27 protein-coding genes are annotated in these 25846 nt (G+C 64.0%); 8 read left to right on the top strand and 19 right to left on the bottom strand.

The annotated features are described in order from the left end of the window. The 9 genes from AC1D0N_RS05880 to AC1D0N_RS05840 form a co-directional block, all read right to left on the bottom strand. Entirely contained in the window at window positions 1-648 is a 648-nt protein-coding gene (locus tag AC1D0N_RS05880; RefSeq protein ID WP_477242361.1) for a hypothetical protein, read from the bottom strand. Between the two features lie 84 nt (window positions 649-732). Next, window positions 733-2334 carry a WD40 repeat domain-containing protein gene (locus AC1D0N_RS05875; RefSeq protein ID WP_477242359.1) on the bottom strand — a complete coding sequence of 534 codons (1602 nt, stop codon included), beginning with the start codon at window positions 2332-2334 and terminating at the stop codon, window positions 733-735. Between the two features lie 165 nt (window positions 2335-2499). Continuing rightward, window positions 2500-3270: an exodeoxyribonuclease III gene (locus AC1D0N_RS05870; protein ID WP_477242357.1), complete on the bottom strand. Its 771-nt coding sequence runs from the start codon at window positions 3268-3270 to the stop codon at window positions 2500-2502. A 67-nt stretch (window positions 3271-3337) separates the two neighbouring features. Beyond that, window positions 3338-3991 (bottom strand): alpha/beta hydrolase family protein, encoded by a 654-nt coding sequence (locus AC1D0N_RS05865; protein ID WP_477242355.1) that lies wholly within the window; start codon window positions 3989-3991, stop codon window positions 3338-3340. A 216-nt stretch (window positions 3992-4207) separates the two neighbouring features. Beyond that, window positions 4208-5296, bottom strand: a complete 1089-nt coding sequence (locus tag AC1D0N_RS05860) for a tetratricopeptide repeat protein (RefSeq protein WP_477243099.1) — start codon at window positions 5294-5296, stop codon at window positions 4208-4210. 14 nt (window positions 5297-5310) lie between these two features. Further along, window positions 5311-6213 carry a non-homologous end joining protein Ku gene (gene ku / locus AC1D0N_RS05855; RefSeq protein ID WP_477242353.1) on the bottom strand — a complete coding sequence of 301 codons (903 nt, stop codon included), beginning with the start codon at window positions 6211-6213 and terminating at the stop codon, window positions 5311-5313. A gap of 315 nt (window positions 6214-6528) precedes the next feature. Continuing rightward, window positions 6529-6816 carry a GIY-YIG nuclease family protein gene (locus tag AC1D0N_RS05850; RefSeq protein ID WP_477243098.1) on the bottom strand — a complete coding sequence of 96 codons (288 nt, stop codon included), beginning with the start codon at window positions 6814-6816 and terminating at the stop codon, window positions 6529-6531. Window positions 6817-6975: 159 nt separating this feature from the next. Continuing rightward, the gene (gene ligD / locus AC1D0N_RS05845; protein WP_477242351.1) at window positions 6976-9462 is read right to left on the bottom strand and encodes a DNA ligase D; all 2487 of its coding nucleotides are present in this window, start codon (window positions 9460-9462) and stop codon (window positions 6976-6978) included. 31 nt (window positions 9463-9493) lie between these two features. Next, entirely contained in the window at window positions 9494-9718 is a 225-nt protein-coding gene (locus AC1D0N_RS05840; protein WP_477242349.1) for a hypothetical protein, read from the bottom strand. 617 nt (window positions 9719-10335) lie between these two features. On the opposite strand from AC1D0N_RS05840, the gene AC1D0N_RS05835 reads away from it, so the two are divergent. Then, window positions 10336-11343 carry an aldo/keto reductase gene (locus tag AC1D0N_RS05835; RefSeq protein ID WP_477242347.1) on the top strand — a complete coding sequence of 336 codons (1008 nt, stop codon included), beginning with the start codon at window positions 10336-10338 and terminating at the stop codon, window positions 11341-11343. Between the two features lie 108 nt (window positions 11344-11451). Next, a complete protein-coding gene (locus AC1D0N_RS05830; RefSeq protein ID WP_477242345.1) occupies window positions 11452-11949 on the top strand; it encodes a GNAT family N-acetyltransferase in 498 nt (165 codons plus the stop codon). Between the two features lie 60 nt (window positions 11950-12009). Here AC1D0N_RS05830 and AC1D0N_RS05825 read toward each other — a convergent pair whose 3' ends face one another. After that, window positions 12010-12252, bottom strand: coding sequence for a hypothetical protein (locus tag AC1D0N_RS05825; RefSeq protein ID WP_477242343.1), 243 nt, complete (start codon window positions 12250-12252; stop codon window positions 12010-12012). A gap of 314 nt (window positions 12253-12566) precedes the next feature. On the opposite strand from AC1D0N_RS05825, the gene AC1D0N_RS05820 reads away from it, so the two are divergent. Continuing rightward, the gene (locus tag AC1D0N_RS05820) at window positions 12567-13100 is read left to right on the top strand and encodes an Hsp20/alpha crystallin family protein (RefSeq protein WP_477242341.1); all 534 of its coding nucleotides are present in this window, start codon (window positions 12567-12569) and stop codon (window positions 13098-13100) included. A gap of 36 nt (window positions 13101-13136) precedes the next feature. On the opposite strand, the gene AC1D0N_RS05815 is transcribed toward AC1D0N_RS05820, so the two are convergent. Further along, entirely contained in the window at window positions 13137-13766 is a 630-nt protein-coding gene (locus AC1D0N_RS05815; RefSeq protein ID WP_477242339.1) for a glutathione S-transferase family protein, read from the bottom strand. Between the two features lie 70 nt (window positions 13767-13836). Next, the gene (locus AC1D0N_RS05810; protein WP_477242337.1) at window positions 13837-15264 is read right to left on the bottom strand and encodes a LuxR C-terminal-related transcriptional regulator; all 1428 of its coding nucleotides are present in this window, start codon (window positions 15262-15264) and stop codon (window positions 13837-13839) included. 62 nt (window positions 15265-15326) lie between these two features. Here AC1D0N_RS05810 and AC1D0N_RS05805 point away from each other — a divergent pair, with 62 nt between their 5' ends. After that, entirely contained in the window at window positions 15327-15737 is a 411-nt protein-coding gene (locus AC1D0N_RS05805; protein ID WP_477242335.1) for a hypothetical protein, read from the top strand. Window positions 15738-15748: 11 nt separating this feature from the next. Here AC1D0N_RS05805 and AC1D0N_RS05800 read toward each other — a convergent pair whose 3' ends face one another. From AC1D0N_RS05800 to AC1D0N_RS05785, 4 genes are all read right to left on the bottom strand, one after another. Beyond that, window positions 15749-16756 carry a LacI family DNA-binding transcriptional regulator gene (locus AC1D0N_RS05800; protein ID WP_477243097.1) on the bottom strand — a complete coding sequence of 336 codons (1008 nt, stop codon included), beginning with the start codon at window positions 16754-16756 and terminating at the stop codon, window positions 15749-15751. Window positions 16757-16895: 139 nt separating this feature from the next. Further along, window positions 16896-17903, bottom strand: coding sequence for a zinc-dependent alcohol dehydrogenase family protein (locus AC1D0N_RS05795; protein ID WP_477242333.1), 1008 nt, complete (start codon window positions 17901-17903; stop codon window positions 16896-16898). A 38-nt stretch (window positions 17904-17941) separates the two neighbouring features. Further along, the gene (locus AC1D0N_RS05790; protein WP_477242331.1) at window positions 17942-18712 is read right to left on the bottom strand and encodes an L-iditol 2-dehydrogenase; all 771 of its coding nucleotides are present in this window, start codon (window positions 18710-18712) and stop codon (window positions 17942-17944) included. Between the two features lie 220 nt (window positions 18713-18932). After that, on the bottom strand, window positions 18933-20246 hold the full coding sequence (locus AC1D0N_RS05785) for an ABC transporter substrate-binding protein (protein ID WP_477243096.1): 1314 nt from the start codon (window positions 20244-20246) through the stop codon (window positions 18933-18935). Between the two features lie 309 nt (window positions 20247-20555). On the opposite strand from AC1D0N_RS05785, the gene AC1D0N_RS05780 reads away from it, so the two are divergent. From AC1D0N_RS05780 to AC1D0N_RS05770, 3 genes are read left to right on the top strand one after another with little or no spacing between them, the layout of a single operon-like run. Further along, window positions 20556-21542, top strand: a complete 987-nt coding sequence (locus tag AC1D0N_RS05780) for a tagatose kinase (protein WP_477242329.1) — start codon at window positions 20556-20558, stop codon at window positions 21540-21542. Next, entirely contained in the window at window positions 21539-22816 is a 1278-nt protein-coding gene (locus AC1D0N_RS05775) for a D-tagatose-bisphosphate aldolase, class II, non-catalytic subunit (RefSeq protein WP_477242327.1), read from the top strand. The genes AC1D0N_RS05780 and AC1D0N_RS05775 overlap by 4 nt, the downstream gene beginning before the upstream one ends. A 53-nt stretch (window positions 22817-22869) precedes the next feature. Next, complete coding sequence (locus tag AC1D0N_RS05770) at window positions 22870-23460, top strand: DUF922 domain-containing Zn-dependent protease (RefSeq protein WP_477242325.1); 591 nt, start codon at window positions 22870-22872, stop codon at window positions 23458-23460. Between the two features lie 100 nt (window positions 23461-23560). Here the strand turns inward: AC1D0N_RS05770 and AC1D0N_RS05765 are convergent, their stop codons facing one another. Next, the gene (locus AC1D0N_RS05765) at window positions 23561-24265 is read right to left on the bottom strand and encodes an SDR family oxidoreductase (protein WP_477242323.1); all 705 of its coding nucleotides are present in this window, start codon (window positions 24263-24265) and stop codon (window positions 23561-23563) included. Between the two features lie 119 nt (window positions 24266-24384). Here AC1D0N_RS05765 and gcvA point away from each other — a divergent pair, with 119 nt between their 5' ends. Continuing rightward, a complete protein-coding gene (gcvA, locus tag AC1D0N_RS05760; RefSeq protein WP_477242322.1) occupies window positions 24385-25296 on the top strand; it encodes a transcriptional regulator GcvA in 912 nt (303 codons plus the stop codon). A 33-nt stretch (window positions 25297-25329) separates the two neighbouring features. Here gcvA and AC1D0N_RS05755 read toward each other — a convergent pair whose 3' ends face one another. Together AC1D0N_RS05755 and AC1D0N_RS05750 are read right to left on the bottom strand one after the other, a co-directional pair. Next, window positions 25330-25431 (bottom strand): hypothetical protein, encoded by a 102-nt coding sequence (locus tag AC1D0N_RS05755; protein ID WP_477242320.1) that lies wholly within the window; start codon window positions 25429-25431, stop codon window positions 25330-25332. Continuing rightward, window positions 25431-25841 (bottom strand): cytochrome b, encoded by a 411-nt coding sequence (locus AC1D0N_RS05750; protein ID WP_477242318.1) that lies wholly within the window; start codon window positions 25839-25841, stop codon window positions 25431-25433. The genes AC1D0N_RS05755 and AC1D0N_RS05750 overlap by 1 nt, the downstream gene beginning before the upstream one ends. Window positions 25842-25846: the final 5 nt, after the last annotated feature.

Here is a 25846-nt window from a genome sequence, read left to right as displayed (position 1 = left end):
CTATCCGGCTACCTTGCGAACCCATTGCCAGAACCGGTCGTCCGAATGATCGTCGTCAGTACCTGCTGTCGGTCCGAGAATCTCTGAGGCGGTTTTCGGGATTTCAACCCCAAAGCTGGTTTCGACCCAATGTCGGAACTCGAGTGGCGGGCGGTATGGATCGTCAGGATCTCCTAGAGCAAAGGCGTCTTCAGGCGTAAGGTCGAAAAGGTCCGGCCAGCAAGTTTCCTCATAGCCAATGGCCAGAAAGCGCAAAAGATCAACGGCATCGTCCGCCAACACACAGGCTAGCGTTGATCCGGATCCCGATCCCATGTGCACGAAGCGCTGCCGTCCGCTATCGTCCAACCAGAGTGCCGCGTAGGATCCATCGCCCCCGGTGGCGATAAACGGCGCCAGCCTGTTCGTAACTGACTTATCGTGGTTGCCAAGCCAATATCCCGCGTGGTCGGGATCGACCTTGGTGAAATGGGCATAAGCCGTGTTTGATCCTTGTCGCACAGCCGCAGGGTAAAGTCCGCAGTAGCGAATTGCTCCCTGCCGGACGAAACCGTTTTGTTCCATCCAGCGGAATGCCATCCTGAGCTCTTCAGGAAGATGCAGCGCAGCAGGAAGCGACCCTTCAACCTCGTCCAAGAAACTGGTCATGTGCTTATGGCCACTGGTGGCGCTCCATCACCTTCTTGCCCTGCAGGGCATGTCCACCGCAAGGGGCCGAAGTTATCGCTAGGCCTACTCTGGCGCGCCCGCAAACAGCACCACACCGTCGCCGCCGCTTGCCGGCCAATCCCTGATGGTGCGGTCGTAGCCGCCGGTGAGCAGCGTGCCGTCAGCGGCGAAGGCGACCGAATAAAGCGGCCCGGTACCGGGATCGAACTCGGCGATCTCGGCGCCGGTGTCCATGTTCCAGAGCCGCGCCGTGCCGTCGAGCGAGACCGAGGCCAGGCGCTTGCCGTCGCGGGATAGCGCGATTTCGTAGACGGTACCGGAATGGCCCTCGAAGCGGCGCACCTCCTTGAACGTGTCGAGATCCCAGAGCTTGATCGTGTAGTCGCCGCTGCCGGTCACCACATGATGACCGTCGGCGGTGAAGACGGCGCCGTAGGTGCCTTGCTCATGGCCGTGCCAGCTGCGCAATTGCTTGCCTGAAACGATGTCCCAGAGCTTCAACTCGCCGTCGATACTACCCGAGATGGCGTGCGTGCCGTCGGGCGAGACGGCGACGGCGCTGACCGACCAGTCGTGGCCCGGCAGCACATGCAGCACGCTGCCCTTGTCGATATCCCAGACAATGACGGTGCCAGTGTCGTGGCCGCTGACGGCCAGCTTGCCGTCCGGGCTGATCGCCAGGTTCCTGACGCCGCCATTCTCGCCTGAGGAGAAGACATGCAGCACCGCCCCATCCGAAAGCTGGCGCAACACGATCTCGCCATCGTCGCCGGCGGTCAGCGCCCTGACACCATCGGGCATGAACAGCGCCGTGCGCGCCATGTCCTTGTGGACGCCGAGGTTGCGGATCAGGTGCTTGCCGTCCATGTCCCACAGCTTGATCATATGGTCGGTGCTGGCGCTCATGATCGAGTGCCCATCAGGCGCCACCGCCAGCCAGACGACGGCATCGCGGTGGCCTTCGGGTTGCGTCGGCAGCGGCGGCGGAGCGGGAGGCTGCGGCGCAACGGTTGCTGGCGGAGCAGGCTCAGGCGGTGAGGCCGGAGGGGCAAGCGCGACCTCCGGTGGCTGCGCCGGCACTGCGGGTGCCGCAGGTGGTTGGGCAGGCAGAGGCGCCGGCTGAGATGGCTCTGGCGGTTTGGCTACCAGGTCGGGTGGCGGGGCAGCTAGCTCCGGCGGCGGTGTCGGGGCAGCGGCCGGCGGCAAATTTGGGGGCGCCGGTGGGGTCGCCGGTTCCGGTGCCGGCGGGGCGCTGGCGATATCCTTGGGTTCATTGGACTTTGGTTCGCTCGGTGCGGCCACCTCGCCCGGGCCGGTGCGATGCGCCAGCCACGGGCCGACCGCGTTGACCAGCAGCGCCAGCACGGTAATCGCCGGCAGAACGAGGAAGAAACGCCGCAGGCCCGATCTGGCCGGGTTTTGCAATTCAGCGGCCCTGCCGAACAGCGGCGCTCCGGCCTGATGGTTCGGGCGGCCCGGCAACAGGCCGGCCAAGAACAACAGCGCGCCGATCAGACAGATCGCACCCGCCGCGAGAAACACCATCACACGCACCGATGCGAAGGACATGCCCGCATCGTGCTGCGCCAGACGCGCCATGGCAAAACTGGCGACACCGATCGCCAGCAGCAGAACCGCAAGCAACCTGTCAGCACCCCTGTTCATCGGGCTCTCCCCCCTCGACGCCGCCTACGCTGCCCGGCTTGGTGCGGCTCGCCGCATCGTTCTATTCGCGAGACTAGCAGCGAAACAAATAGCGCAAAATGCTGTGTACGAAAGTGGCTGACATCACGCAGCAGCTGCGCAAAGTGCTCTCCCGCGTTGCTCCACTTACTTCAGCTCCACCCACACCGGCGCGTGGTCGCTGGCGCCGCCCTGGCCACGAACATCGCGATCGATGCCGGCGGCAGTGAGGCGGCGGGCCAGCTTCTTGGACAGCAGGATGTGATCGAGCCTCAATCCAGCGTCGCGCGGCCAGCGGTTGCGGCGATAATCCCAGAAAGTATAGAGCGTTTCCTTCGGGTGTTTTCTGCGCAGCGCATCAAGCCAGCCTTGCTCCAGCAGGCGAGCGAAGGATGCCCGGCTCTCCGGCTGCACCAGCGCATTGTCGTCATAAGAACGCGTGGCGTAGATGTCGCGCGGCTCGGGCACGATGTTGTAGTCGCCGGCCAGCACCACCGGCAGGCCGGTGTCGAACAGTTGCTCGGCGTGCGTCTCCAGCCGCTCGTGCCAGGCCAGCTTGTACTGGAATTTCGGGCCGGGCTGCGGGTTGCCGTTCGGCGCATAGAGGCAAGCGATGACAATGCCGCTGACCGCCGCCTCGATGTAGCGGCTTTGTTTGTCGGCCTCGTCGCCGGGCAGGGCATCGCGGGTCAGAACGGGTTCCGAACCGCGCGCGAGTATGGCGACACCGTTCCAGGTCGGCTCGCCCTTCCACACCGCGCCATAACCGGCGGCGGCAAGTGCGGTGCGCGGAAACTGCATGTCGCGCGCCTTGAGTTCCTGCAGGCAGACGATGTCGGGCTTTGCTGCGGCGAGCCATGCCAGCAGATTTTGCAGGCGGCTGTTGATGTTGTTGATGTTGAAGCTGGCGATCTTCATTTGCCGGATACGCCTTTCACTTCGTCATCCTCGGGTCTCCGCGCGTCGCTTCGCTCCTTGCTCCGCCCTAGGATGACGAAGCCGATGGCCGCGCCAGCTTGGCTTTCACCGTCTCGGCCAGTGTCTTCAGATGATCGGCAGTGGAAAAGCCCGACACGCTCTTTCGTGGCTTCAAGTCGTGGTCGCCATCCTCCAGCCAGATCACCTCGATGGCATCGGAAAGATCATAGGTCGCGACCTCGTCCCTGGTGCCGAACTCGTCGCGCGTGCCCTGGAAGATCAAGGTCGGCGTCTTGAGGTCGGCGAGATGTTTAGTCCGGAGCTGCTCGGGCTTTGCCGGCGGATGGAAGGGATAGCCGAGACAGATCAAGCCGGCGATCTCGCCTTTCGCAAACATCTCGTCGGCGACCATCGAAGCGACACGCCCACCCATCGACTTGCCGCCGATGATCAGCGGGCCGGCCACGCCCCTGCCCCTGAGATCGGCGATTGCCTTGATGTATTCCGGGTTCACCGTCTCGGCCCGCGGCGGCGGCTTGCGGTGGCCGTAGCGGCGGGCGGCCATGTAGTGGAATTCGAAGCGCGCGACCTGGAAGCCGGCGGCAGCGAGCGCCTTGGCGGTGGCGGTCATCGAGGGCGAATCCATCGACGCGCCGGCGCCATGGGCGAGCAGGATGGTGACCGGGGCGGTGTCGTGGCCGTCAAAGAGGAAGGTGGTCATGGGGCGCTCCAACGTTGGCGACCCCTTCTCCCCTTGTGGGAGAAGGTGGCCGAGCGAAGCTCGGTCGGATGAGGGGTGTTCCAGCTTGGCGGACAGCTTCATCCACACCCGGTCCTCGGTGACAGGTCTGCTGCGCCTCATTTCTTCCAGCACCCCTCATCCGTCTTGCCGCTTCGCGGCAATCCACCTTCTCCCACAGGGGGAGAAGGAAAGAACTCAACCCGCCGTCCGCGTCGCCTGCAAATCGACGAACTGTATGCCCTTGGCCGCCATGCGCGCCCATTCGGAGTCGCCGTCGAGTTCGAGGTAGCGCACCCAGTGGCGGCGGGCCTCGGGCAGATTGCCGGCGTCGAATTCCAGCCTTGCGAGGTTGAACACCGGATCGGCATAGGTCTTGTCGAGCGCGATGGCCTTTTGCAAATGCCGGCGGGCGGAAGCCACCTTGCCCTCGTCGCTCATCAGCCCGGCAAGGTTGAACCAGGCTTCGACGAAGGCCGGATCGAGTTTTATGGCGCGGGCATAGTCATGCGCGGCCTCCGCTACGTGGCCGCCGGCGCGCAGGCAATTGGCGCGGTTGAAGGCGGCGATGGCGTCGCTTGGGTCGATGGCGAGGCAGCGCTGGTAGAGCGTCGCGGCCTGATCGTGATCGCCCTGCTCTTCCGCCGCCTCCGCCTCGGCAAACAAATCTTCCAGCGTGTCGTCATCGGCAGCGCCCAGATCGAACAGCAATTGCCCGTCGAGCTCGCTCTGGCCGCCTTCGAGATAGATAGCGTCGGCGCGCCCATGCTGCGATCCGACATTGAGCGACTTGGCGGTCAGCGAGGCGACCGGACCGGAGCGGTGCACGGAGCGGGCGATAGCGCCCCATGAGGCGCCGCCGGCGGTGAGCCCCGCATATTTGCGGGCGAGGATCAGGTCGCGGAAGGAGTACGGTTCGCTGTCATGCTCGAAGGCGTCGAATAGCGACAACAGGTCGAGATCATCCGCGGCGAGCCGCGACTGATCGATGAGTGATTGCCGCGAGAGCGCCGACGCCTCCGGCGCCTTGATCAGCCCGAGCAGGCGCAGGAACCCGTTCTCGCTGAGAAGCGTGCGCCCGGCGGCGCGCTCGGCGGCTACGCGGCGCGCTATCTCGGCATCGCCGGCCTTGGCCAGGAAATTGCGGCCGAACACGACATGCGTGGTGCGTCGGGTGACGCCGCGCCGCAACTGGCCGTGCTGGCGCTCGACCTCGCGCGCGGCGAGCCGCAGCGGAAACGCCGCCAGCGCGCCGATGGTGCCGAAGACGGCACCGGGTGTGACTATACCGGTGGGCGCCGTCACCCTTTGCTCTTGCCTACGGCCTTGAGCAGATTGGCCTTGAGCGGATTTTCCTTGGGCGCGGCCTTGGCCTTGGCGGCAGGCTTCGCCTCGTCGTCGGCCTTGCTCTTCGACTTGGCCGGCGGCTTCGCCGCCTGCGACAGGCTCGCCTTCAGCGCGTCCATGAGGTTGATGACATTGCCCCGCTCGGGTGCTGCCGCGATGATCGGCTTGTGACCTTTGAGCTTCTCGCGGATCATCGCCATCAGTGCGATCTCATAGCGGTCCTCATAGTCCTTCGGATCGAAGGTGGTTTCCTTCTGCTTGATCAGCGCCTCGGCCAGTTGCAGCATTTCGGCCTCCGGCTTGCCGGCCGGGATGTTGCCGAAATACTCAGCTGTGCCACGCACTTCGTTCGGATTCCTCAAGGTGCAGACGAACATGCCGTTCTCGCGCGCGCCGATGGTCACCACGCGCTCGCGGCTGGACAGGACCAGGCGGGCGATCGCCAGCTTGCCGGATTTGCGCATGGCCTCGCGCAGCACGGCGAAAGTCTCTTCGGCCATGGCGCCATCCGGCGCCAGATAGTAGGGCGCGTCCTGGTAGATGACGTCGACCTCGCCCTCGTCGACAAAGGCCTCGATGTTCATCGTGTGGTTGGATTCGATGCGCACCGCGTCGAGATCGGCATCATCGATGATGATGTACTGCTTGTCCTCGTACTCGTAGCCCTTGACCAGGTCCGATCGCTCAACGAGCCCCAGTTCAGGATCGACCGGCTTCATGTTGATGCGGTTGTGGGTCTTCTTGTGCAATTGGTTGAAGCTGATGCGCTCGCTCGTCGTCGTTGCCGGATAGAGCCGGACCGGACAGCTGACGAGGCTGAGCTTGAGGTAACCTTTCCAACTTGCCCTAGGCGCCATGAAACTCTCTCCTACGCAAACTGCTGCAGCTGTCTTTCGTCCGAAGGACGTGCGGCGCTGCGGAAATCCTACATGCCTGCCGACAATACCGGCAAATCCCTAGCGAAATCTTCCATGAACGCGCCGGGGTCGCCGGAAGGCCCGGCGGCGCAGAATAATTCAAATTGTCGGAAGCGTCGATGGCGGGCGAGGCGCTGGTGATTGGCCGGATGCCTCAAAGCTTCGTCATCCTAGGGCGAAGCAAGGAGCGAAGCGACGCGCGCAGACCCTAGGATCCATGCCGGGACGCGTAAGCGTTACAACGGTGGGGAAAGTTCACCATCCAGTTCCCCGAAAGAGTTCGAACCAGTCTGGATTCGCCTTTTCGATCAGGTCGATCTTCCATCGGCGCGGCCAGCGCTTCAGCGATTTCTCCCGCTGGATGGCGTCGGTGATGTCGAAATATTCCTCGTACCAGACCAGTCGCTGCACACCGTAGATACTGGTGAAGCGCGAGCCTTGGCCTGACTTGTGTTCGGGCATGCGCCGGCCAAGGTCGTTGGTACCACCGATGTAGATTGTGCCGCGTTTCTGACTCGCGGTCATGTAAACGTAGCCGGTCATGTGGTCACGATAACGAATGGCACGATCGCCAACCATCCTGATGAGCGGCATTCTAGGGTCAACGTCACGGCATGGATCCTAGGGTCTGCGCCGCGTCGCTTCGCTCCTTGCTACGCCCTAGGATGACGAATGTGAGAGGGTCGCGCCATCACGAATGATCTACCGCGCGGTCCCAAACACCGGCAAATCCCGCGCAAAATCCTCAATATCCGCCCAGGGATCACCGGAAGTCGCGAGCAACCCCGGCAGTGACGAATAGTTCAAATCCTGCGGCGCATCGATGCTCTCCAGATCCGCCCAACTCACCGGGGTCGAGGCCGGCAGATTGGTGCGGGCGCGCAGCGAATAGGGCGCGGCGGAGGTGTGGCCGCGTGCATTGCGGTGATAGTCGATGAAGATGCGCCGCTTGCGGTTGTCCTTGCCCATGGTGGTGGTGAAGGTATCGGGCGTGCTTGCCGCCAGGCGCGTGGAGATGGCGCTGGTTGCCTGGTGCAGTTTCTTCCAGTTCTGCTTTTGCGTCACCGGCACGGTGATGTGGATGCCCGAGCCGCCGGAGGTCTTGGCGAACGGCACCAGGCCAAGTGCTTCCAACTCGCTGCGGATGTGCACCGCCGCCTCAACCACTTCGCGCCAGGCGATGCCCTCGCCCGGGTCGAGGTCGAAGACGATCTGGTCGGGCTTGTCGAGGCTCAAGCGATGCGTGCCCCAGGTGTGGAACTCGACGACGCCGAACTGCGCCAGCGCCAGATAGCCCTTGGCACCTTCGACAGAAAGGTAGGATTTGGTTTCGTTCTCGGAATTGGTTGCCTCAAATGTCACCACCGAGGGCGGCATGCCGGTGAAGGCATGGCGCTGGAAGAAACAGTCCTTTGGCAGGCCGGTCGGGCAGCGCACCAGCGACACCGGACGTCCCAGAATGTGCGGCAGCATGAAATCGCCGACCAGGGCGTAGTAGACGGCGATGTCGAGCTTGGTCGGTCCGGTCTTGCCGAACAGCCGCCGCTCCGGATTGGTCACCCAGATGGTGGCAAGGTCGGCCTCGGCGATCAGCCGCTTGCGTTTTGGCGCTACCGGTGTCGACAGCCCGACATCGCGCAAGCCGCGAAATACGCCGTGGCGCAGCGCATTGTCGGCGGTGCGGTTGGCATAGTGGATGCGCGCCGACAGCAGCGGCCGCACCCAGTTCATCTCGCGCATGATCTCGCGCGGCACGCCCTCCGGCGCAGACGCGCCTTCGCGCAGCGGCTGCAGCCGGGCGAGCAACGCGCCTGACGTGGCAGCGTCGAAGCCGGTGCCGACCTTGCCGCGATAATGCAACTCACCATCCTCGAATTCCGCCATGCCGAGCGCCGCCAGTCCTTCGGCCGCATCGGAGGTGGTGTAGCCAGCAATGACGAAATCGCCCTTCTGCAGCGCCTTGGTCTTGGTCCAGCTCCTGGTGCGGCCGCTCTGGTAGATCGCGGTTGCCCGCTTGGAGACGACGCCTTCCAGCCCCAACTCGGATGCCTGGTCGTAGAGCCCCTGCCCGCTGCCTTCGACATGATCGGAGAACTGGATGGCGGAGTTGGCGCCGAGGCCGGACAGCAGCTGCGCCAGCAGCGCCTTGCGCCTGATGAGCGGCGCTTTTCTCAGGTCCCAGCCGTCGAGGTGCAACATGTCGAAGGCGTAAAAGTGCAGCTTGCTGCCGGCGCCTGCGGCCAGCGCGTCCTGCAGCAGCGCAAAGCGACTGATGCCCTTGGCGTCGAGCACCATGATTTCGCCGTCGATGATGGCATCGCGGCATGGCAGTTTGGCGAAGGCGTGCGGCAGGTCGCCATAGCGCTTGGTCCAGTCGATGCCGCCGCGCGTGATCAGCCTGACCTCCTTGTCGGCCAGATGCGCCATCGTGCGGTAGCCGTCGAACTTGATCTCGTGCAGCCATTGCTCGCCGGTGTCCTCGCCATCGGGCGGCTTGGCGATTTGCGTCGCCAGTTGCGGCTCTATGCGAGCAGGCGCCCCCGCCTTGACCGCGCCGGGCAACGCGCCGGGCTTCAACGCCACGGGCTTGCGGGGCTTGCCAGGCGGTTTCGGCGGCGCCACCAGCTCCTCGATGCGCAATCCGGATTTGACGCTTTCCGGCCGCGCGGCAAGGATATCCAACGCAGTATCGGCCGCGAGGTCGCGCTCCTTGAACAGCAGCCAGTTCTTCTTGTTCTGGTCCTCGCCGGGCTTGGGTTTCAGCCTGGTCAGCATCCAGCCGCCATTGAGTTTTTCGCCGGCGAGGCGAAACTTGAAAGCGCCGGTGCGCAGGCTTTTGTCGACATCGTCCATCGGCGCCCAGGTGCCGGTATCCCAGACGATCATCGGCCCGCCGCCATACTCGCCTTCTGGGATGACGCCCTCGAAGTCGATGTATTCGAGCGGATGGTCCTCGGTCTCCACCGCCAGTCTTTTGTCGACCGGGTTGAGCGAGGGACCGCGCGGCACCGCCCAGCTTTTCAGGACGTCGCCGACCTGAAGCCTGAGATCATAGTGGTCGGCGGTGGCGTGGTGTTTGTGGACGACGAAACGATTGCCGTCGCCATCAGCCAGCCCACCCGCCGGTTCGGGCGTCTTCGAGAATTCGCGCTTGGCGCGATAGGCCCTGAGTTTCGGCGGGGTGGTCATGTCCGCATGCTAGGCGGGATGCGGCAGCTGCTCAATCGTCGGTGGCCGGCGTCAGTTCGAGCTCGGCGGGCGACAAGCCTCCTTGCAGCTGGCTGAGCCGAAATTCGTCGACCCAGTACGCCTCGCCATCGACCAGCACGCGGGCCGAGTAGGCGCCACCGGAAAAGCTCTGCGCGGTGATGTAGACCTTGTGGCGGTCGAGCGCCTTGCGCACCGCGGCGCGCTTGGAATTCTGGCTGGTGGCGGAACTGGCCATGACTTGCTCGTACACGCAGCCGCGGGACTAGCGGCTATCTAGGATGGCCGAGAGCGGGTGTTCTGTCAATTTTCGCGGCAATCGCGCTGCCCCGCATCGCCCTGTCGGGCACATCTGCGCGCAAGCAATGAAGGTTGCGGGTGGTCCACGTCGGAGCTGTTTTCAGCTTTTCAGTTCGGCCCGGACCACCCGCCCGCCTTGCGTCCTTCCCAAGACAGGCGACCAGATAGGCGCATCGATGGGGATCCGCCTTGATCAGGATCAAATGGCTGCCAACAGGCCGGGTTGGACATCAATGATGGCGAAACGGCCGCTCACCTGCCGGCACGAAAAAGCCCGCCGCCTTTCGGCGGCGGGCTTTGCAATGGCAGCGATTATGTTCCGCTGCCCGACAAGAACACGAGCGCAGTGACGCGGGTGAGAAGCTGACGCTTGTCGAGCGTCGGCTTCTTGTAAATCTTCTTCATCGGTATCCCCAAAGCCCAAATGGCCGCCGGCAAAGGGCGCTCGCGGCCGGACTTTGTCAAGGAGATGGCAGCGCCGCCTCCCGATTGGCGGCTTTGGAAACTGAGCGCGCGCCCTATATTGTCCTTTCAATACACCTGGAGACCACACCAATGACGCTCGGCACTCGCAAACTTGGCAGCCAGGGGCTGCACGTCTCCTTGATCGGCCTCGGCTGCATGGGCATGAGCCAGTCCTATGGCCCGGCCGACGAAGCGGAATCAATCGCCACGCTGCACCGCGCCATCGAACTCGGTTGCACCTTCCTCGACACCGCCGAGGTCTACGGTCCCTTCATCAATGAGGAACTGCTCGGGCGGGCGCTGAAAGGCCGGCGCCACCAGGTGACGATCGCCACCAAGTTCGGTTTCCGCATCGAGAACGGCAAGCAGGCCGGCACCGGGCGCGACAGCCGGCCCGAACATATCAGGGAGGTGGTGGAAGCTTCGCTCGGCCGGCTCGCCACCGACCATATCGACCTCCTCTACCAGCACCGCGTCGATCCCGACGTACCGATGGAGGATGTGGCGGGGGCGGTCGGCCAACTGGTCGCCGAGGGCAAGGTGCGCTTCTTCGGCCTGTCGGAGGCAGGTGCGGCCAACATCGGCCGAGCGCACGCCGTGCACCCGGTGTCGGCCGTGCAGAGCGAATATTCGCTGTGGGAGCGCAATCTGGAGCCCGAGATCATCCCGCTGCTCAAGCAACTCGGCATCGGCCTGGTGCCGTTCGCGCCGCTCGGTCGCGGTTTCCTCGCCGGCGACGTCAAGCGCGCCGAGGACTATCCCGAGGGCGATTTCCGGCGCGGCGACCCGCGCTACCAGGGCGAGAATTTCGATGCCAATGTCGCGGCCGCCTCCACGGTGCGCGACATCGCGACGGCCAAGGGCGTCAAGCCCGGGCAGATCGCGATCGCCTGGCTGCTCGGCAAGGGGCCGGAGTTCGGCATCGACATCGTGCCTATCCCCGGCACCAAACGCAGAACCTATCTCGAGGAAAACATCGCGGCGGTCGCGATCGAACTTGATGCCACAGAAATGCTGGGGCTCGACATGGCGCTGGCGCCAGGCAAGGTGGCCGGGCCGCGCTACAATCAGCGCGTCATGACCATGATCGACCGGTGAGGGTCGAGCTGCCCTCGCCTTGTTTTCGCCGGCCTTGCCGCCTTCGTTTTGTCGGCAAGCCGCGCGTGAGGCGGTGAATTTCGAGACAATCCGGAACAGGAGCAAGCGATGACGCAGATCAGGGCGATGACCGAACAGGATGTAGCGTCGGCCTCGCGACTCCTGGGCGGATCCTGGCGCCGGACCTACTCGCCGATCCTGGGCGCCGAGACCACGGCGCGGCTGTCGGATGACAAGCACGCGCCGGAGCAGCTGGCGGCGGAGTTGCGCGACGACAACAAGATGTCCTTCGTGGCGGAACGGCCCGACGGCTCGATCGCCGGCTACGCGATGGCGGCGATGAACGACAAGGGCGACGTCATGCTCGACCGGCTGCACATCGACCCCGGCGAATTCGGCACCGGCTTGGCGGTCGACATGCTGCACGCGGTGCTTGCCGCCCATGCGGGCATTGCGAGCATCGCGCTGGAAGTGATCGAGGGCAACGACCGGGCCATCGCCTTCTACCGCAAACACGGATTCCAGGTGGTCGAGAAGCGGGCGGCCGCGCATGGCGTGGGAGGCCACGCGTCGCTGATCATGCGCAGGCTGCTGTCGAGGGCGTAGAAGCAAGGGGAACGGGGGCGGTTCCGCGCCACCTTACTCTCCTACAGCCCTTCCCCCGTACTACTCGAGCCCGGGAGCCGCGCTCGCCAGTTGGTCCTCGTCCTCCGGCGGGTCGAGGATCTCGATCAACCGCGCCACCCTGGCGCCCGGCAAGGGATGGCCCTCATTGACCAGGGCCTCGTCGGCGCCGATCCAGGCGAAGGCCTCGCGCAATTCCTCGAGGCTGGCGCCGGTCAACGCGATGTCGGCGATGATGGCCTCGTCCACAGGCCCCAGAACCGAAATGATGTCATTGCGTGTCATGGTTCTCCTCCGTGCCCGATGCAAGGGTGCCGGCCCAACTCCGTTGAGCACCCAGCCGGAGACCGGCATCGGGGATCAAATCTGCCGCTGGATGGAATCTGGGTCTTGACTTCGCGCCGACAACCTCCAAATCGACATTTGCCGGTTTGCCGAACGGAACCGGCGCAGGGCGTCGGCTCCTTGGCCGCCCGGCTTCGAGCCCGGAGCAGCGGCACGGTTCGACTTGAGAGTCTGCGGATCCAGGCTGAACACACGGATGCGGGGGGTGCCGGCATCGCCTGATGTGAACCAGTCGAGAAAAGGAGACCAATGAAATGGCTATTCGTGATCTCATGCCCTGGGGCCGGGAAGGCAGTCAGGCCCCGAACTTCTATCGCGAAGGCGAGCGCGATCCTTTCATGACGCTGCATCGCGAGATGAACCGGCTGTTCGACGATGCGTTGCGCGGCTTCGACACACGGCTGCCGTCGCTCGCCCGGGCTTTTGGCGCAAACGCCAGTTGGCCGAGCATGGAAATCTCCGACGGCGAAACCGAGATCCGCGTGACCGCCGAAATCCCGGGCATGGAGGAAAAGGATGTCGAGGTGATGCTCGATGACGGAATGCTGACGCTGCGTGGCGAAAAGCGCGCCGAGACAGAGGACAAGGACAAGCAGTTCTCCGAGCGCTTCTACGGCCGCTTCGAGCGACGCATCCCGCTCGGTACCGAAGTAGAGGAGGACAAGGTCCGCGCCGCCTTCCACAATGGCGTGCTCACCGTGACATTGCCCAAGACCCAGCGTGCCCAGGCCAAATCCAGGCGCATTCCAATCGGGGGCAGCGCCGGAACCGGCAAGAGCAAGCACTGACAATATTAGCACCGGGCGCTTTGCGCGCCCGGTTGCTCACCCGCCGGAATGCGGGTCGATGCTGTAGGGATGCACCGGATAGTCCGGACCGATGGTCTCCAGCACGCGATCGACCCAGGCCATGAGCATCGGGTAGTCCGCGAGAGAGAAACCGCAATCTTCGGCCCGGTGACTGTAGGCGTAGACGGCGATATCCGCGATGGTCAGATCGTTGCCGACGAGGAACGGAGTGGCGGCGAGGCTGCGCTCCAACGCGGCCAGCGTGCGCACGCCGGCTTCGCGCTTGCCGGCAACTATTGCCTGGTTGCGCTCGAGCCTTCCGGTCAATGTCCAGTAGCGCAGCGAGCCGATGACCGGCTCGACATGATACTGTTCGAAGAACAGCCACTGCATGATTTTGGCGCGCCGATAGAAGTCTGCCGGCAGCAAGGGCGTCCCCTCGGCAACATAGGTCAGGATCGCATTGGACTCAGCGATGGCGCGCCCGTCGTCGAGTTCGAGCACGGGGACGGCACCGGCCGGATTGAGCTTCAGGAAGGTGTCGGTGTGGCTCTCGCCCTCGAAGATCGAGACCATTCGGCTTTCGTAGGGAATGTTGAGCAGCCCGAGCAGGACCCTGGCCTTCCAGCCGTTTTGCGACGGCAGATAATCATGAAGCGTGAGCATGGAGACCCTCTTCTGCAATAGGGCCGGGTTTGCATACTGCGCCGGCGCGCACCACCCGATTCTTGCGGCTCTATCCGAGTTTTGCCAGCTTTGCGGCCTGACGAATGGCCTCTGCGGCATCAGGGTTGGTGACGGGGTAGCCGGCGATGAAGCGTTCGACCGAGAACTCGGGGAATTCGTCATGGAGCCGGGCCGCCAACCCGGCCGCCTCCGCACACTCGCCAACCACCGCATACGCCAGCGCCAGGAACATGATCACATTGGGTGAATCCGGCGCGCCCCTGCGCAGCGATGCGATGGCCTCTCGATGCCTGCCGGCGGCGAACAGGACGCGGCCCTGCATGCCGAAATACCAGGACGGCGCCAGCGGGTTGAGGCGCATGGCGCGCTCCATGAGCGGCATCGCTGCGGCCGGGTCGCCAGCGACCAGAGCCCTGCTGCCGGCCAGCAACGCCAGCGTGTCGGCATGGTTGGCACCGTATTCGAAGGCGCGCTGGTACGCGCGCTCCGCCGCCTCGAGATCGCCAAGGCATCCCATGAGGTCGCCCAGGCAAGTCTGGACTGTGCTATCCAGCGGGTCGAGCCGAAGCGCATTTTCGACAGCCGCACGCCACCTCTCGACACCCCCCTTAAGATCGCCACCGAGACCGTGGCAGGACTGGATCGAATAGGCATAAGCGAGCTCGATCCAACCCCTGACCAAGGTGGGATCGAGTTCGAGCGCACGTGAAAAAAGGCGGATCGCTTCGGCATTTCCGGCGCGGCTGAAGGTGTTGTGCTGTTCGGCACCAAGCAAATAGAGATCATAGGCGCGCAGGCTGGCGGGCGGCTTGCGGCGAACGGCGTTGCGGCCGACGGTAGCAATCGCCCCACCACATCCAGCCAGCACGTTGATGACGCTTTCGGTCAGGCTGTCCTGTAGAGTGAACACGTCCTCCAGCGGGCGATCGAAGCGATCGCTCCACAGGCTGACGCCGTTCTGAGCGTCAGCCAATTCGATCGTCAGTCGGACCTGCCGGTCATCCGCCCGCAGCTGGCCCGAGACGATATAGGTGGCGCCAAGCGCCTTGCCGTCGGCGGCGAAGTCGGCGGGCTTGCTGCCCAGCGACTTCATGGTGTGGAAGGCGATGACCGGTAGATCGGCATAGCGCGCGAGATCGATGCTGATGTCCGACGATAGGCCGTCGGCGAAGCGACGCCAGCGCTCTTCGGCATTCAGGCATTCGATCGGAAACATGGCGAGCACCGGCGAGGCCTCGGCCAGCGAAGGTGCCAGCACGGCGCGCGCGGCGCCATTGATGTGCGAGGCAAGCGCGATCTTGTTGTTGACGCCGAGCTTCTCGTAAATCGCGGCGAGATGAGTCCGGACCGTCGAAGGCGCGATAAACAGCGCTTTGCCGATCTCGCGATAGGTCAGGCCCGAGGCAAATCTCTCCGCCACCGCGCGCTCGCGGTCCGATAGCGCTTCGGTCGGTGAAGACGTCGCGATGCGGTTCATCGAGAAGTTCCCTGCCATCGGATAGGCACGGTTTCAACTGCTAGCGCAGCAAAATACTACAAATGCAGGAGGCAGAATACCGCACCTGCCCGATGCCACCTCAGGTGAACGCGATGCAAGCTCATCGCACGCAGCTGCAAGCCGCGTTCAGCCGAAGGGAGGTTTCGATGCGTCCTGTTGCAATAGTGCTGGCATGCGCGATCCTGGGTTTTTCCGCCGCCCCGTCGCCGTCAATCGCAAGCGGATGCAGGCAGCTGCTGGAGTCGGATGTGAAAATTGCCAGCATGCGTGCCTATGCCGACATCCTGGCCAATGCTGCTCGCAACGGCTGGGATTACACGCCTGAATCGATCGTCAGCGGCTCAAAGCGGCATTTCGAGGAATTGAAGGTCCAATTGATCGCCGTCGGCTATGAGATCGTCCCTGTCGGCACGCACCCGTATTGCGCTCGGAGCAAGCTGGCCGCCGGCTAGCCTTCCCCGCCTCAAGCCGAACTGCGCAGCATCAGCTCCGCGTTGAGCAGAATGCGACCATTTGCTGGTTTGGCTGAGGATTTTTCATCCAGCCGCTCCAGCAGCAGCTCGATGGCCAGGCGACCGATCTCGTTGTAGTTCTGCGCCACTGTCGTGATCGGTGGGCAGGCGTAGCGCGACAAGGGGTGGTCGTCATGTCCGGCAACCCTGAGGTCGCAGTCCGCGCCGTGGCCGACCTTCAGGCCCAGCTGATAGGCGGCGGCGATGACGCCGAAGGCGACACGGTCGTTGGCGCAAAGCACCGTTTTGGTCGGAAAGCCTTGTGACTTCAGGATACGAAGCGCTTCGTCAAAGCCGAACTTTTCGAAATCCCATGACCGTGTGTCGGCGACGGCCACGATTTCAGGCGTCATCTTCAACTGCTGCATGGCCTCGACATAGGCGCCCTGCCGCGCCGAGGCGTTGTTGTTGACCAGCGGCATGGCGAAATAGCAGGGCGGCTCGCCGGATCGGCAGAGATAGTCGACGATCAGCCTGAAACTCTGCCGGTTGTCGGTGCCGACGAAGGACGAGGTCTCGTCAAGCGGCGAGTCGACATAGATCAGCGGGATGCTCGATCCAAGTTCGGCCAGGATGCGGTGGTGGGACTGCACGCCGAGCGGCGCGATGATGGCGCCGGCGATGTTCATCGACTTGAAGGTCTGGATCGCCTGGTCTTCCATTTCGGCACGACCGTCCGACGACAGCACGAACGCCAGGAAGCCGGCTTCGTTGGCGATCAGCTCGATGCGGCGCGTCAGCGCCATGTAGAACGGATCGGTCGAATTCGGAATGATGACGCCCAGAATGTTGCTGCGGCGGCGGTTGAGATTGACGGCGAACATGCTCGGCCGAAAATCGGATTTCTTCAGCGCCGCCTCGATGGTGCCGCGCGTGTTTTTCCTGACCGAGCTGGGGTCGTTGAAATATTTGGAAACCGTCGTGCGAGACAGACCGACAAAGGCCGAGAAGTCCTCCATCGTCCTTATCGTCTTTGCCATTTGCCGGCCCCCTGTTCGACCTTCCTTGTCTACGTGAGTCACCATCTTGCGCAAAGCAGCAAGGTTTCACCCGTGGTAGAGCCAGTTTGCCGGTTCATGATGTGCCGCGCATCCTCGCTCAAATGCCTGCGGAAAACTGTACTTTCATCGTCGCCGGGTCGCCGCCGGCTTTGGCGAAAAACGGCAGCAGTTCGGAAAGCGGCAATTGGTGGCTGACCAGCCGCGCCATCGTGCCGTCGTCGTGTTTGAGAATATCGAGCGCCTGCGGAATGTTGCGATTCAGCGAATGCGACCCCGCCAGTTTGATCTGGCGGCGGAAAATTTCGAACGGGGCGACCGAGATCCTGGCATCGGGCGCGCAGACGCCAAAAACCAGCGCGGTGCCGCCATCGGCGGTGAAGCCGATCATGCCCTCGACCACCTTGGCGACGCCGGTGGCGTCGGCGACGAAATCGAAGCCCCGCGCCCGTGCCGACAGCGCCTGCGATCCGGACATCAGCGGCTCCAGGCCGAGCGCTTCTGCGAAGGCAAGCCGGGGCTCGCTGATGTCGGCAACCGCAACCTTTGCCACCCCTCTCGCCTTCAGCGACAGCGCAAGCAGCAGGCCGATCGGCCCGGCGCCGAAGACCAGCGCGGTGCCGGGCATGCGCTGCTCGATGCCGGCGGCGCCGAGGCCGTTCAGCACACAGGCGAGCGGCTCGGCAAGGGCTGCGGTGGCGAAACCAAGATCGCCTATGCCGTGCAAATGGTCGACGGCAACCAGGCTGTACTCGGCGAAGCCGCCATCCGCGGTGACGCCATAGGCTTTCAGGCTGGCGCACAGATTGGTGAGGCCCTTGCTGCAGGCCGGGCAATGCCCGCACGGGATGTTGGGATCCACGGCGACCCGGTCGCCGGGCTTGACTGTGGTCACATCCTCGGCGACCGCCTCCACCGTGCCGGCATATTCATGACCGGGGACCAGCGGAAACGCGCCCTCCCCGTATCGGCCATGCAGGACCTCGATGTCTGTGTGGCAAAGCCCGGCGGCACGGACCCGCACCAGAGCATGTCCCGGCTTGATCCTTGGCAGGTCCAGCTCCGTCATGCCGGCAACGCCCGCGGCGGTAAATCGGATGGCCTTCATTTCGGTCTCCCTTGACGACATGGGCGAGGTTGTTGGCCTCAGCTCATCCAGTTGCCGCCGTCGACATTGTAGGTCTGCGCCAGGATGTAGTCGCTGTCGGACGAGGCCAGGAAGACGGCAAGCCCGGCAATATCCTCAGGGTTCGCGAAGCGGCCGATCGGCACCGACTTGGCCACGGCCGCCTTCTTCTCACCCGGCTTCAGGCCCTCCCAGCGGGCGAAGTGGGCGTCGACGACATCCCAATGCTCGCCATCGACGACGCCGGGCGCAATCGCATTGACGTTGATGCCGTGCTTGACCAGCGCCAATGCGGCCGACTGGGTCGCCGAAATGATCGCTGCCTTGGAGGCGCAATAGAGTGTTACCAGTGCCTCGCCGCGGCGACCGGCCTGGCTCGCCATGTTGATGATCTTGCCGCCGCGGCCGCGCGCGATCATCACGTTGGCCACCGCTTTCATCATGAACAGCGGCCCCTTGAGATTGATGGCGAAAACTCTGTCGTAGCTGGCTTCGGTGATCTCGGTGATCGGCGCCATGTCGAAGATGGCCGCGTTGTTGACGAGGATGTCGATGCCGCCGAAATCGCGGTCGACCGCGGTCACAGTCTTGTCGATCGCTTCGAGGTCGGTGACGTCGAGCTTGACGGCGCTGGCTGCCGGACCGATTGCGGTGGCCGCGCGCGTGGCACGTTCGATGTCGATATCGGCAATCACCACTCTGGCGCCTTCGCGCACAAAAGCTTGCGCAAACCCGAGGCCGATGCCGCGCGCACCGCCGGTTATGACGGCAATCTTGTTCTTCAGTCTCATTTCAAATTTTTCCAGCGTTTCTCAAAAGGATGTACCGCCAAACGGCGGCCAGCGCGACGTCATCAGAGGCATGGCCCGGCCTTGCCAGGCGGGCTGTTTCCAAGGAAAGCACGGACCCGCTGTGGACGGGTCCGTGCATCCTCCAGGCCTGCTGCAACGGGAGGTTTTTTCAGGCCCGGATCGCCAGGGACGGCACGCTCCGTCCCTGGCTTGAACGCGCCTATTTGATGTATCCCGCCTCCGTCATCGTCTTCTCCACCGAAGCCTGGGCGCCACTCAGCACATCGTCGACCGACTGCTGGCCGGTGACCGCGGCGGCTATCGCCTGACCGACCTCGGTGCCGATACCCTGGAACTCAGGAATGGCGACGAACTGGATGCCGGTATAGGGAACCGGATCCTTGGTCTGCTTGGTCGGATCGGCTGATTCGATCGCCGAAAGCACCGTCGCCGCGAAAGGCGCTGCCTTCTGGTAGTCGGCGCTGGCATAGGTGGACTTGCGCGTTCCCGGAGGCGCCGCGACCCAGCCTTCGGTCTCGCCGACGCGCTGGACATAGGCTTTCGAGGTCGCCCATTTGACGAAGGACTTTGCGGTATCCGCCTTCTTGGTCGAAGTCGGGATGGCCAGGCTCCATGCCCAGCCCCAGGCCGAACCGTTTGGCGTGACCGCCACCGGCGCCTTGGCGAAGGCAACCTTGTCGGCGACCTGGCTTTGCTTCGGATCATAGACTCGACCCGCCGCCGACGTGGCATCGATCCACATGGCGCAATGGCCGGAGGCGAACAAAGTCTGGTTCTCGTTGAAGCCGTTGGAGCTGATGCCCGGAGGTCCATCCTTCTTCATCGTGTCGACATACCAGCCGATCGCCTTTTTCCACTCGGGCGAATTGAGCTGCGGCTTCCAGTCCATGTCGAACCAGCGGCCGCCGAATGTGTTTATCAGGGTGCCGAGGAAGGCCATGTTCTCGCCCCAGCCCGGCTTGCCGCGCAGGCACAAACCATACTGTTCCTTCGACTTGTCGGTGAGCTTGTCGGCGAATTCCGTGATCTGGTCATAGGTGGGCTGCTCCGGCATCTTCAGGCCGGCGGCGTCGAACAGATCCTTGCGGTAGAGCGTGAACGAGCTTTCGGCGTAGAAGGGTACGGCGTAGAGGTTGCCGTCGACGGTGAGGCCACTACGCACCGGCGCGATCAGATCGTCGTAGTCATAGTCGTCGCCGAGATCATTGAGCGATGTGAGCCAGCCGCTCTTGCCCCAGATCGGGGTCTCATAGCCGCCGATGGTCAAGACGTCGAACTGGCCGCCCTTGGTGGCGATGTCGGTGGTGACCCGCTCGCGCAGCACGTTCTCCTCGAGCACCACCCAGTTGACCTTGTTGCCGGTCGCCTTCTCCCATTCGGGCGACAGCTTCTGCATGATGATCATGTCGCCATTGTTGACCGTCGCAACCGTGATCTCCTCGGACAGAGCGGCACCGGCCGTCAGCGCCAAAGCTGCGACCGACAGGCCAAGAATTCCCATACGCTTACCAATTGGCATTTCGTCTCCTCCTTTACGAATGCGCATGTGTAAGTGAACATGCGTGTATATTTTATTGCGCTTGAAGACCCAGGAGTCAAGCTGCGCAAACCTTGATATTTGGCACCTCGCAAAAGCTCGGCGGATAGCGGGTCGCCATATTGCGCTTTTGGAAAACCGCGCGCGTTGCAAAAAAAGTGAACGCACGTGTAGTTTCTGTTGACTTCGCTCTCGACGCGATTTACCTCGGCTATAACAGGGAGCTATCGTCGCGCGCCGCCAACGACCGGCGTCCGGTCCCGCTGGGGAGAAGGAATTGCAAGTATGAGCCTGTCCCGCCGAAGGGAGATCGCCGCCGAGACCGCGGGCCCGACGATTGCCGCCGGCGAAATCCTGGTCGAGATCATGGCGACGGACCGGGGCCTGGGGTTCCTCGAACCGCTGACGCTTGTAGGCCCCTACCCGAGCGGCGCACCGGCGATCTTCATCGACCAGGTGGCAAGGCTGGGCGGCGGCGCCGGGCTCATCGGCTGCGTCGGCCGTGACGATTTCGGAACGATCAATCTGGACCGGCTGAGGCACGACGGCGTCGACGTCTCCGCCGTCGCCGTCAGCGACCGCTACCCCACCGGAAGCGCGTTCGTGCGCTACCGGCCGGACGGCGGCAGGGACTTCGTCTACAACATCGCCGAATCCGCCGCCGGGCAAATCCGCCTCACGGCCGAGGCGCGCCATCTGGCGGACAAAGCCGGCCATCTGCATGTCATGGGATCCACTCTGGCGGTAGCCGGGCTGAAGGAGATCGTCGCCTATGCCTTGAAAGCGGTGCGCGCCCGCGGCGGCTCGACCTCTTTCGATCCGAACATGCGCAAGGAACTGATCGACGGCGCCGACGGCGCGCAATTCGCCGCTCTGGTCGACGATGCCGACCTGCTGCTGCCCTCCGGCGACGAGCTACTCGCTGCGGCCGGCGTCGATGACGAATGCCAGGCGGTGAAGGCGCTGATATCTAGGGGCGTCGGTGAGATCGTGCTGAAGCGCGGCGCTGCCGGCTCCTCTTGTTTCGGCAGGGACGGCAGCAGGATCGACTGCGCCGGCTTCCTGGTCGAGGAAGTCGACCCGACAGGCGCCGGCGACTGTTTTGGCGCCACCTATCTCACCTGCCGGCGCAAGGGCATGGAGCCCGGCAAGGCGCTGTTCTATGCCAATGCCGCCGGCGCCCGCAACGTGACACGACTGGGGCCGATGGAAGGCACCGCGGGCTTCGACGTGCTTGACGATTTCATCGCCGGGACAGCGAGAGCGACATGAGGACCAATCCGGTTGCAGGCCTCGCTGCCGCGCGCAGAAACGGATCGCCCTACGGCATCGCCTCGATCTGTTCGGCCCATCCGCTGGTTATCCAGGCGGCGATACGGCGCGCCGTCAGGGACAAGGAAACCATCCTGCTGATCGAGGCGACCTGCAACCAGGTCAACCAGTTCGGCGGCTATACCGGGATGACGCCGGACCTGTTCATCGCCTTCGTGCTGGAGATCGCCAGCCGAGAAGGGCTCGACCCCTCGCGCATCATCTTCGGCGGCGACCATCTTGGACCGAACCCGTGGCGCGCCGAGCCGGCGGCGCAAGCGATGATCAAGGCCGAAGCCATGGTCACCGCCTATGTCTGGGCCGGCTTCAGCAAGATCCATCTCGACGCCTCGATGGGCTGTGCCGGCGAGCCGGCGGCGCTCGACGACGAGACCATCGCGACGCGGGCGGCGCGGCTGGCCAAGGCGGCCGAAAAGGCGGCGCGCGCGGCCGGCAGCACCTTGCCGGTCTATATCATCGGCACCGAGGTCCCTGCCCCCGGCGGCGTCGACCATACGATCAGCGACCTGAAGCCGACCGAAGCGGCGGCGGCGCGGCGCACGATCGAAGTGCATCGCGAGATTTTTGCCAGGGAAGGCCTTGCCGAAGCGTTCGGCCGCGTCATCGCCGTGGTCGTGCAGCCGGGCGTCGAATTCGGCAGCCAGAATGTTGTTCCCTACGCACCCGAGGCGTCGAAGGCGCTGACCGGATTGCTCGACGAGGAACCGTCGCTCGTCTACGAGGCGCATTCCACCGATTACCAGAGCCGCGCGGCGCTGACCGCGCTTGTCGACAACGGCTTTCCGATCCTCAAGGTCGGTCCGGGCCTGACTTTTGCCTTGCGCGAGGCGCTTTACGGGCTCGACCTGATCGCCTCCGAAATGGTCGCGGACTATGGCGACCGGTCGCTTGCCCGCACGATGGAGCGCGTGATGCTGGCAGCACCCGGCCACTGGCACAGCCACTATCATGGCGACAGCGCGAGCCTCTACCTGCAGCGGCACTACAGCTACAGCGACCGCATCCGCTACTACTGGAGCAACCCCACCGCAGGCGTCGCCGTCGGCCGCCTGCGCGAGGTGCTCAACGGCGTCAGCATTCCCGAAACACTGATGCGGCAGTTCCTGCCGATGCTGCCGGCCGCGCTCGGACCGGCAGGCAACCCCGAGGCCATTCTGCTCGCGGCGGTCGATCAGGTGCTGGCCGACTATGACGCGGCTTGCCGCGGCGGCTGAGCGCCGCTGCACCGGGTTGATCTTTGCCTCAACCCAGTGTCTCTGACGTTCCCATGAAACCAGCCCTGTTCTTTCTCCTGTTCGCGGCCTCTCTCCTGGCGTCGCCGGCGCGCGCCGACTGGAAGCCTGTCGAGAAGGTCGAGACCTACGCCATTGCAGGTCAGACCGGCCCCGAACTCTATGCCGCGATCGGCGAACGGGGGCCGTTGCTTGGCAAGGGGCGGGTCATCGCGCACACCAATTTCAAGCTGACCTGGACCAGGGACTACAGACCGAAAGGCAATGCCTGCGTGCTCAAGTCGGCGCGGCCAAAACTGATCATCACCTACACGCTGCCCAAGCCGGCGGGACCACTGCCGGCCACTGTTCAAAAGAATTGGGAGGTGTTCATCGCCGGGCTTGCCGCCCACGAAAGGGTGCATGGCGCAGCCATCGTCGAGATGGTGCACAAGATCGAGACCGTGAGCGTCGGCCTGACCGTCGCCGGCGACCCCGGCTGCAGCAAGATCAGGACCGAACTGACCAGGCAGCTCGCCGAAATCTCGCTGGCGCAGCGCCAGGCGAGCCGCGACTTCGATCGCGTCGAATTCGGCCCTGGCGGCAATCTGCAGAAGCTGGTGCTGGCTTTTGTGAATGGGGGATAGTGCTTGCGGTGGTAAGCCGCATATCGCCGAAAGCTGGCGGGACAGCGCCCCCCTCTGTCCTGCCGGACATCTCCCCCACAAGGGGGGAGATCGCAACTCGTCAGATCGCGCGGATGATCCCGCCATCGACGCGGATGTTCTGGCCAGTGATGTAGCCGGCACCTTCGGAGGCGAGGAAGGCGATGGTAGCGGCGATCTCTTCCGAGGTGCCGTAGCGCTGCATCGGCACGCTGTCGCGGCGCTCCTCGGTGGCGGGCAGGCTGTCGATCCAGCCGGGCAGCACATTGTTCATGCGCACATTGTCGGCGGCATAGGTGTTGGCGAAGATCTTGGTGTAGGCGGCAAGGCCGGCGCGGAACACGGCCGAGGTCGGGAACATCGGGCTCGGCTCGACCACCCAGGCGGTCGAGATGTTGATGACGGCGCCGGCCTTCTGCTTGACCATCTGCGGTGCCACGATGCGCACCGGCCGGATGACGTTGAGCAGATAGACGTCCATGCCGGTGTGCCACTGCTCGTCCGTGATCTCGAGGATCGGCGCGCGCGGGCCGTGGCCGCCGCTGTTGACCAGCACGTCGATGCGGCCAAAGCGCTCGAGCGTCAGGTCGACAAGGCGCTGCAGATCGTCATTCGACTGGTTGGAGCCGGTGACGCCGAGACCGCCAAGTTCCTTGGCCAAGGCCTCGCCCTTGCCGGACGAGGACAGGATGGCGACCTTGAAGCCGTCCGCGGCCAAACGCTTTGCCGCTGCCGCACCCATGCCGCTGCCGCCGGCAACGACAACAGCCACTTTTTCTACACTCATTTTTTCTCTCCTTGAGGGATTTGTGGCGCGTACCTTATGCATTCAAAGGATGATATAGCTGGTTTTGTCATCTGGTTCGAACCAGAAAGCCTGAAATCAAGCAGTAGAAAAACTCCTGGATGCCCGAAGCCTTCCACAGCCTGCCGCCGTTGAATGCGCTGCGCGCCTTCGAAGCCGCCGCGCGTCATCTCAACTTTCGCATCGCGGCGCAGGAGCTGAACGTCACGCAAGGCGCGGTGGCGCAGCACATTCGTGGGCTGGAGGCCGATCTCGGCGCAAAACTGTTCGAGCGGCTGCCGCGCGGCCTGGCGCTGACCGATGAGGGCCGCGCCTATGTGCCGAACATCCGTCGTGCCTTCGACCTGATCTCGGAAGCCACCTTGCTGTTGCGCCCCGAGCCGGCGCGGCTGACGATCAGCGTCACACCGAGCTTTGCCACCAAATGGCTGATCCCGAAACTGCCGGAGTTCGTGGCGCACAACCCGCTGGTCGATTTGCGCATCCTGGCCAGCGAAAGCCTGTCGAGTTTCCAGAGCGACGGCGTCGACATTGCCGTGCGACAAGGCCGTCCGCCCTTCGGCCCCGGCCTTGTCGTCGACCTGTTGTTCCCGCAACAGATCGTCGCCGTCTGCAGCCCGGCGCTGCTGCCGACCGGTGCCAACGAGATCGCAGCGGCCGACATCCAGCATCATGTGCTGCTGCACGACGCGCACAATCTGTGGCCGGAATTCATGGAAAAGGCGCTTGGCCAGAAGATGACGACGGAGGCCAAGCGCATGCGCTTCAACCAGACGGGTCTGGCCATCGACGCGGCCATCGCCGGCCAGGGCATCGCGCTGGCCAGCCGCTTCCTCGTCGCCGCGGACATCGCCGCCGGCCGGCTGACGCAGCCACTCAGTGCGGAGATGCGCGGCACGCAGGATTTCCATGTCGTGGTGCCACGCAAGCAGAGGCACCCCGAGCCAACGCAAGCGGTGCGGCAATGGCTGCTGGACGAAGGGAACCAGGCGACCAGGATCATACCGGAATGAGCGGAGCGGCCACGCGCTCCCGCTCCCACCGGATCAGGCCTCGGGCAGGCCTGGCAGCATCTGCCTCAGCACGCGGTCGCGAAGGAAGACATGGTGGTAGATCGCGGCTGCGGCATGCAGGCCGGCAAGCCACATTATGATATCCCCAAGCGTACCGTGGATTTCCGCCAGGGAGGCGCCGGGATTCCACGTCGAGAAATACGGACCAAGTGCTCCGAAGCCATCGCCGTCAGGGGCACCGCGAACAACAGCGCATAGAGCGCCCAGTGTGTCACTTTCGATGCCAGATCCATCCACCCAGGCATGGGTGGCGCTTCCGGAACTCGGTCGAACACGCGCCACAGCAGCCGAATGACCAGCAGCACGAAGACCGCGAAGCCAAGCGATTCATGCAACTGCAAGGTAGCGGCATTGGCCTCCGAATAGACGCGCGTCGGGGGACCGCCTTCCGAAACCAGGAAGGCGGCGAGCACGAGCAAAGCGGTCAGCCAATGAAAGGCCTGGGCGAGGCTGCCGTAGCGAATTGTTGTACCGAAAAGTGACATTTAGG

The organism is Mesorhizobium sp. P2_E10, assembly GCF_056404235.1.
The sequence above is the reverse complement of the archived record's forward strand: the minus strand, read 5'-3'. Positions and strand labels throughout refer to the sequence as shown.

Coding starts and splice junctions, on each gene's coding strand:
- AC1D0N_RS05880 (WP_477242361.1), bottom strand. CDS start 648: ATGACCAGTTTCTTGGACGAGGTTGAAGGGTCGCTTCCTGCTGCGCTG.
- AC1D0N_RS05875 (WP_477242359.1), bottom strand. CDS start 2,334: ATGAACAGGGGTGCTGACAGGTTGCTTGCGGTTCTGCTGCTGGCGATC.
- AC1D0N_RS05870 (WP_477242357.1), bottom strand. CDS start 3,270: ATGAAGATCGCCAGCTTCAACATCAACAACATCAACAGCCGCCTGCAA.
- AC1D0N_RS05865 (WP_477242355.1), bottom strand. CDS start 3,991: ATGACCACCTTCCTCTTTGACGGCCACGACACCGCCCCGGTCACCATC.
- ku (WP_477242353.1), bottom strand. CDS start 6,213: ATGGCGCCTAGGGCAAGTTGGAAAGGTTACCTCAAGCTCAGCCTCGTC.
- AC1D0N_RS05850 (WP_477243098.1), bottom strand. CDS start 6,816: ATGACCGGCTACGTTTACATGACCGCGAGTCAGAAACGCGGCACAATC.
- ligD (WP_477242351.1), bottom strand. CDS start 9,462: ATGACCACCCCGCCGAAACTCAGGGCCTATCGCGCCAAGCGCGAATTC.
- AC1D0N_RS05840 (WP_477242349.1), bottom strand. CDS start 9,718: ATGGCCAGTTCCGCCACCAGCCAGAATTCCAAGCGCGCCGCGGTGCGC.
- AC1D0N_RS05835 (WP_477242347.1), top strand. CDS start 10,336: ATGACGCTCGGCACTCGCAAACTTGGCAGCCAGGGGCTGCACGTCTCC.
- AC1D0N_RS05830 (WP_477242345.1), top strand. CDS start 11,452: ATGACGCAGATCAGGGCGATGACCGAACAGGATGTAGCGTCGGCCTCG.
- AC1D0N_RS05825 (WP_477242343.1), bottom strand. CDS start 12,252: ATGACACGCAATGACATCATTTCGGTTCTGGGGCCTGTGGACGAGGCC.
- AC1D0N_RS05820 (WP_477242341.1), top strand. CDS start 12,567: ATGGCTATTCGTGATCTCATGCCCTGGGGCCGGGAAGGCAGTCAGGCC.
- AC1D0N_RS05815 (WP_477242339.1), bottom strand. CDS start 13,766: ATGCTCACGCTTCATGATTATCTGCCGTCGCAAAACGGCTGGAAGGCC.
- AC1D0N_RS05810 (WP_477242337.1), bottom strand. CDS start 15,264: ATGAACCGCATCGCGACGTCTTCACCGACCGAAGCGCTATCGGACCGC.
- AC1D0N_RS05805 (WP_477242335.1), top strand. CDS start 15,327: ATGCAGGAGGCAGAATACCGCACCTGCCCGATGCCACCTCAGGTGAAC.
- AC1D0N_RS05800 (WP_477243097.1), bottom strand. CDS start 16,756: ATGGAGGACTTCTCGGCCTTTGTCGGTCTGTCTCGCACGACGGTTTCC.
- AC1D0N_RS05795 (WP_477242333.1), bottom strand. CDS start 17,903: ATGAAGGCCATCCGATTTACCGCCGCGGGCGTTGCCGGCATGACGGAG.
- AC1D0N_RS05790 (WP_477242331.1), bottom strand. CDS start 18,712: ATGAGACTGAAGAACAAGATTGCCGTCATAACCGGCGGTGCGCGCGGC.
- AC1D0N_RS05780 (WP_477242329.1), top strand. CDS start 20,556: ATGAGCCTGTCCCGCCGAAGGGAGATCGCCGCCGAGACCGCGGGCCCG.
- AC1D0N_RS05775 (WP_477242327.1), top strand. CDS start 21,539: ATGAGGACCAATCCGGTTGCAGGCCTCGCTGCCGCGCGCAGAAACGGA.
- AC1D0N_RS05770 (WP_477242325.1), top strand. CDS start 22,870: ATGAAACCAGCCCTGTTCTTTCTCCTGTTCGCGGCCTCTCTCCTGGCG.
- AC1D0N_RS05765 (WP_477242323.1), bottom strand. CDS start 24,265: ATGAGTGTAGAAAAAGTGGCTGTTGTCGTTGCCGGCGGCAGCGGCATG.
- gcvA (WP_477242322.1), top strand. CDS start 24,385: ATGCCCGAAGCCTTCCACAGCCTGCCGCCGTTGAATGCGCTGCGCGCC.
- AC1D0N_RS05755 (WP_477242320.1), bottom strand. CDS start 25,431: ATGTGGCTTGCCGGCCTGCATGCCGCAGCCGCGATCTACCACCATGTC.
- AC1D0N_RS05750 (WP_477242318.1), bottom strand. CDS start 25,841: ATGTCACTTTTCGGTACAACAATTCGCTACGGCAGCCTCGCCCAGGCC.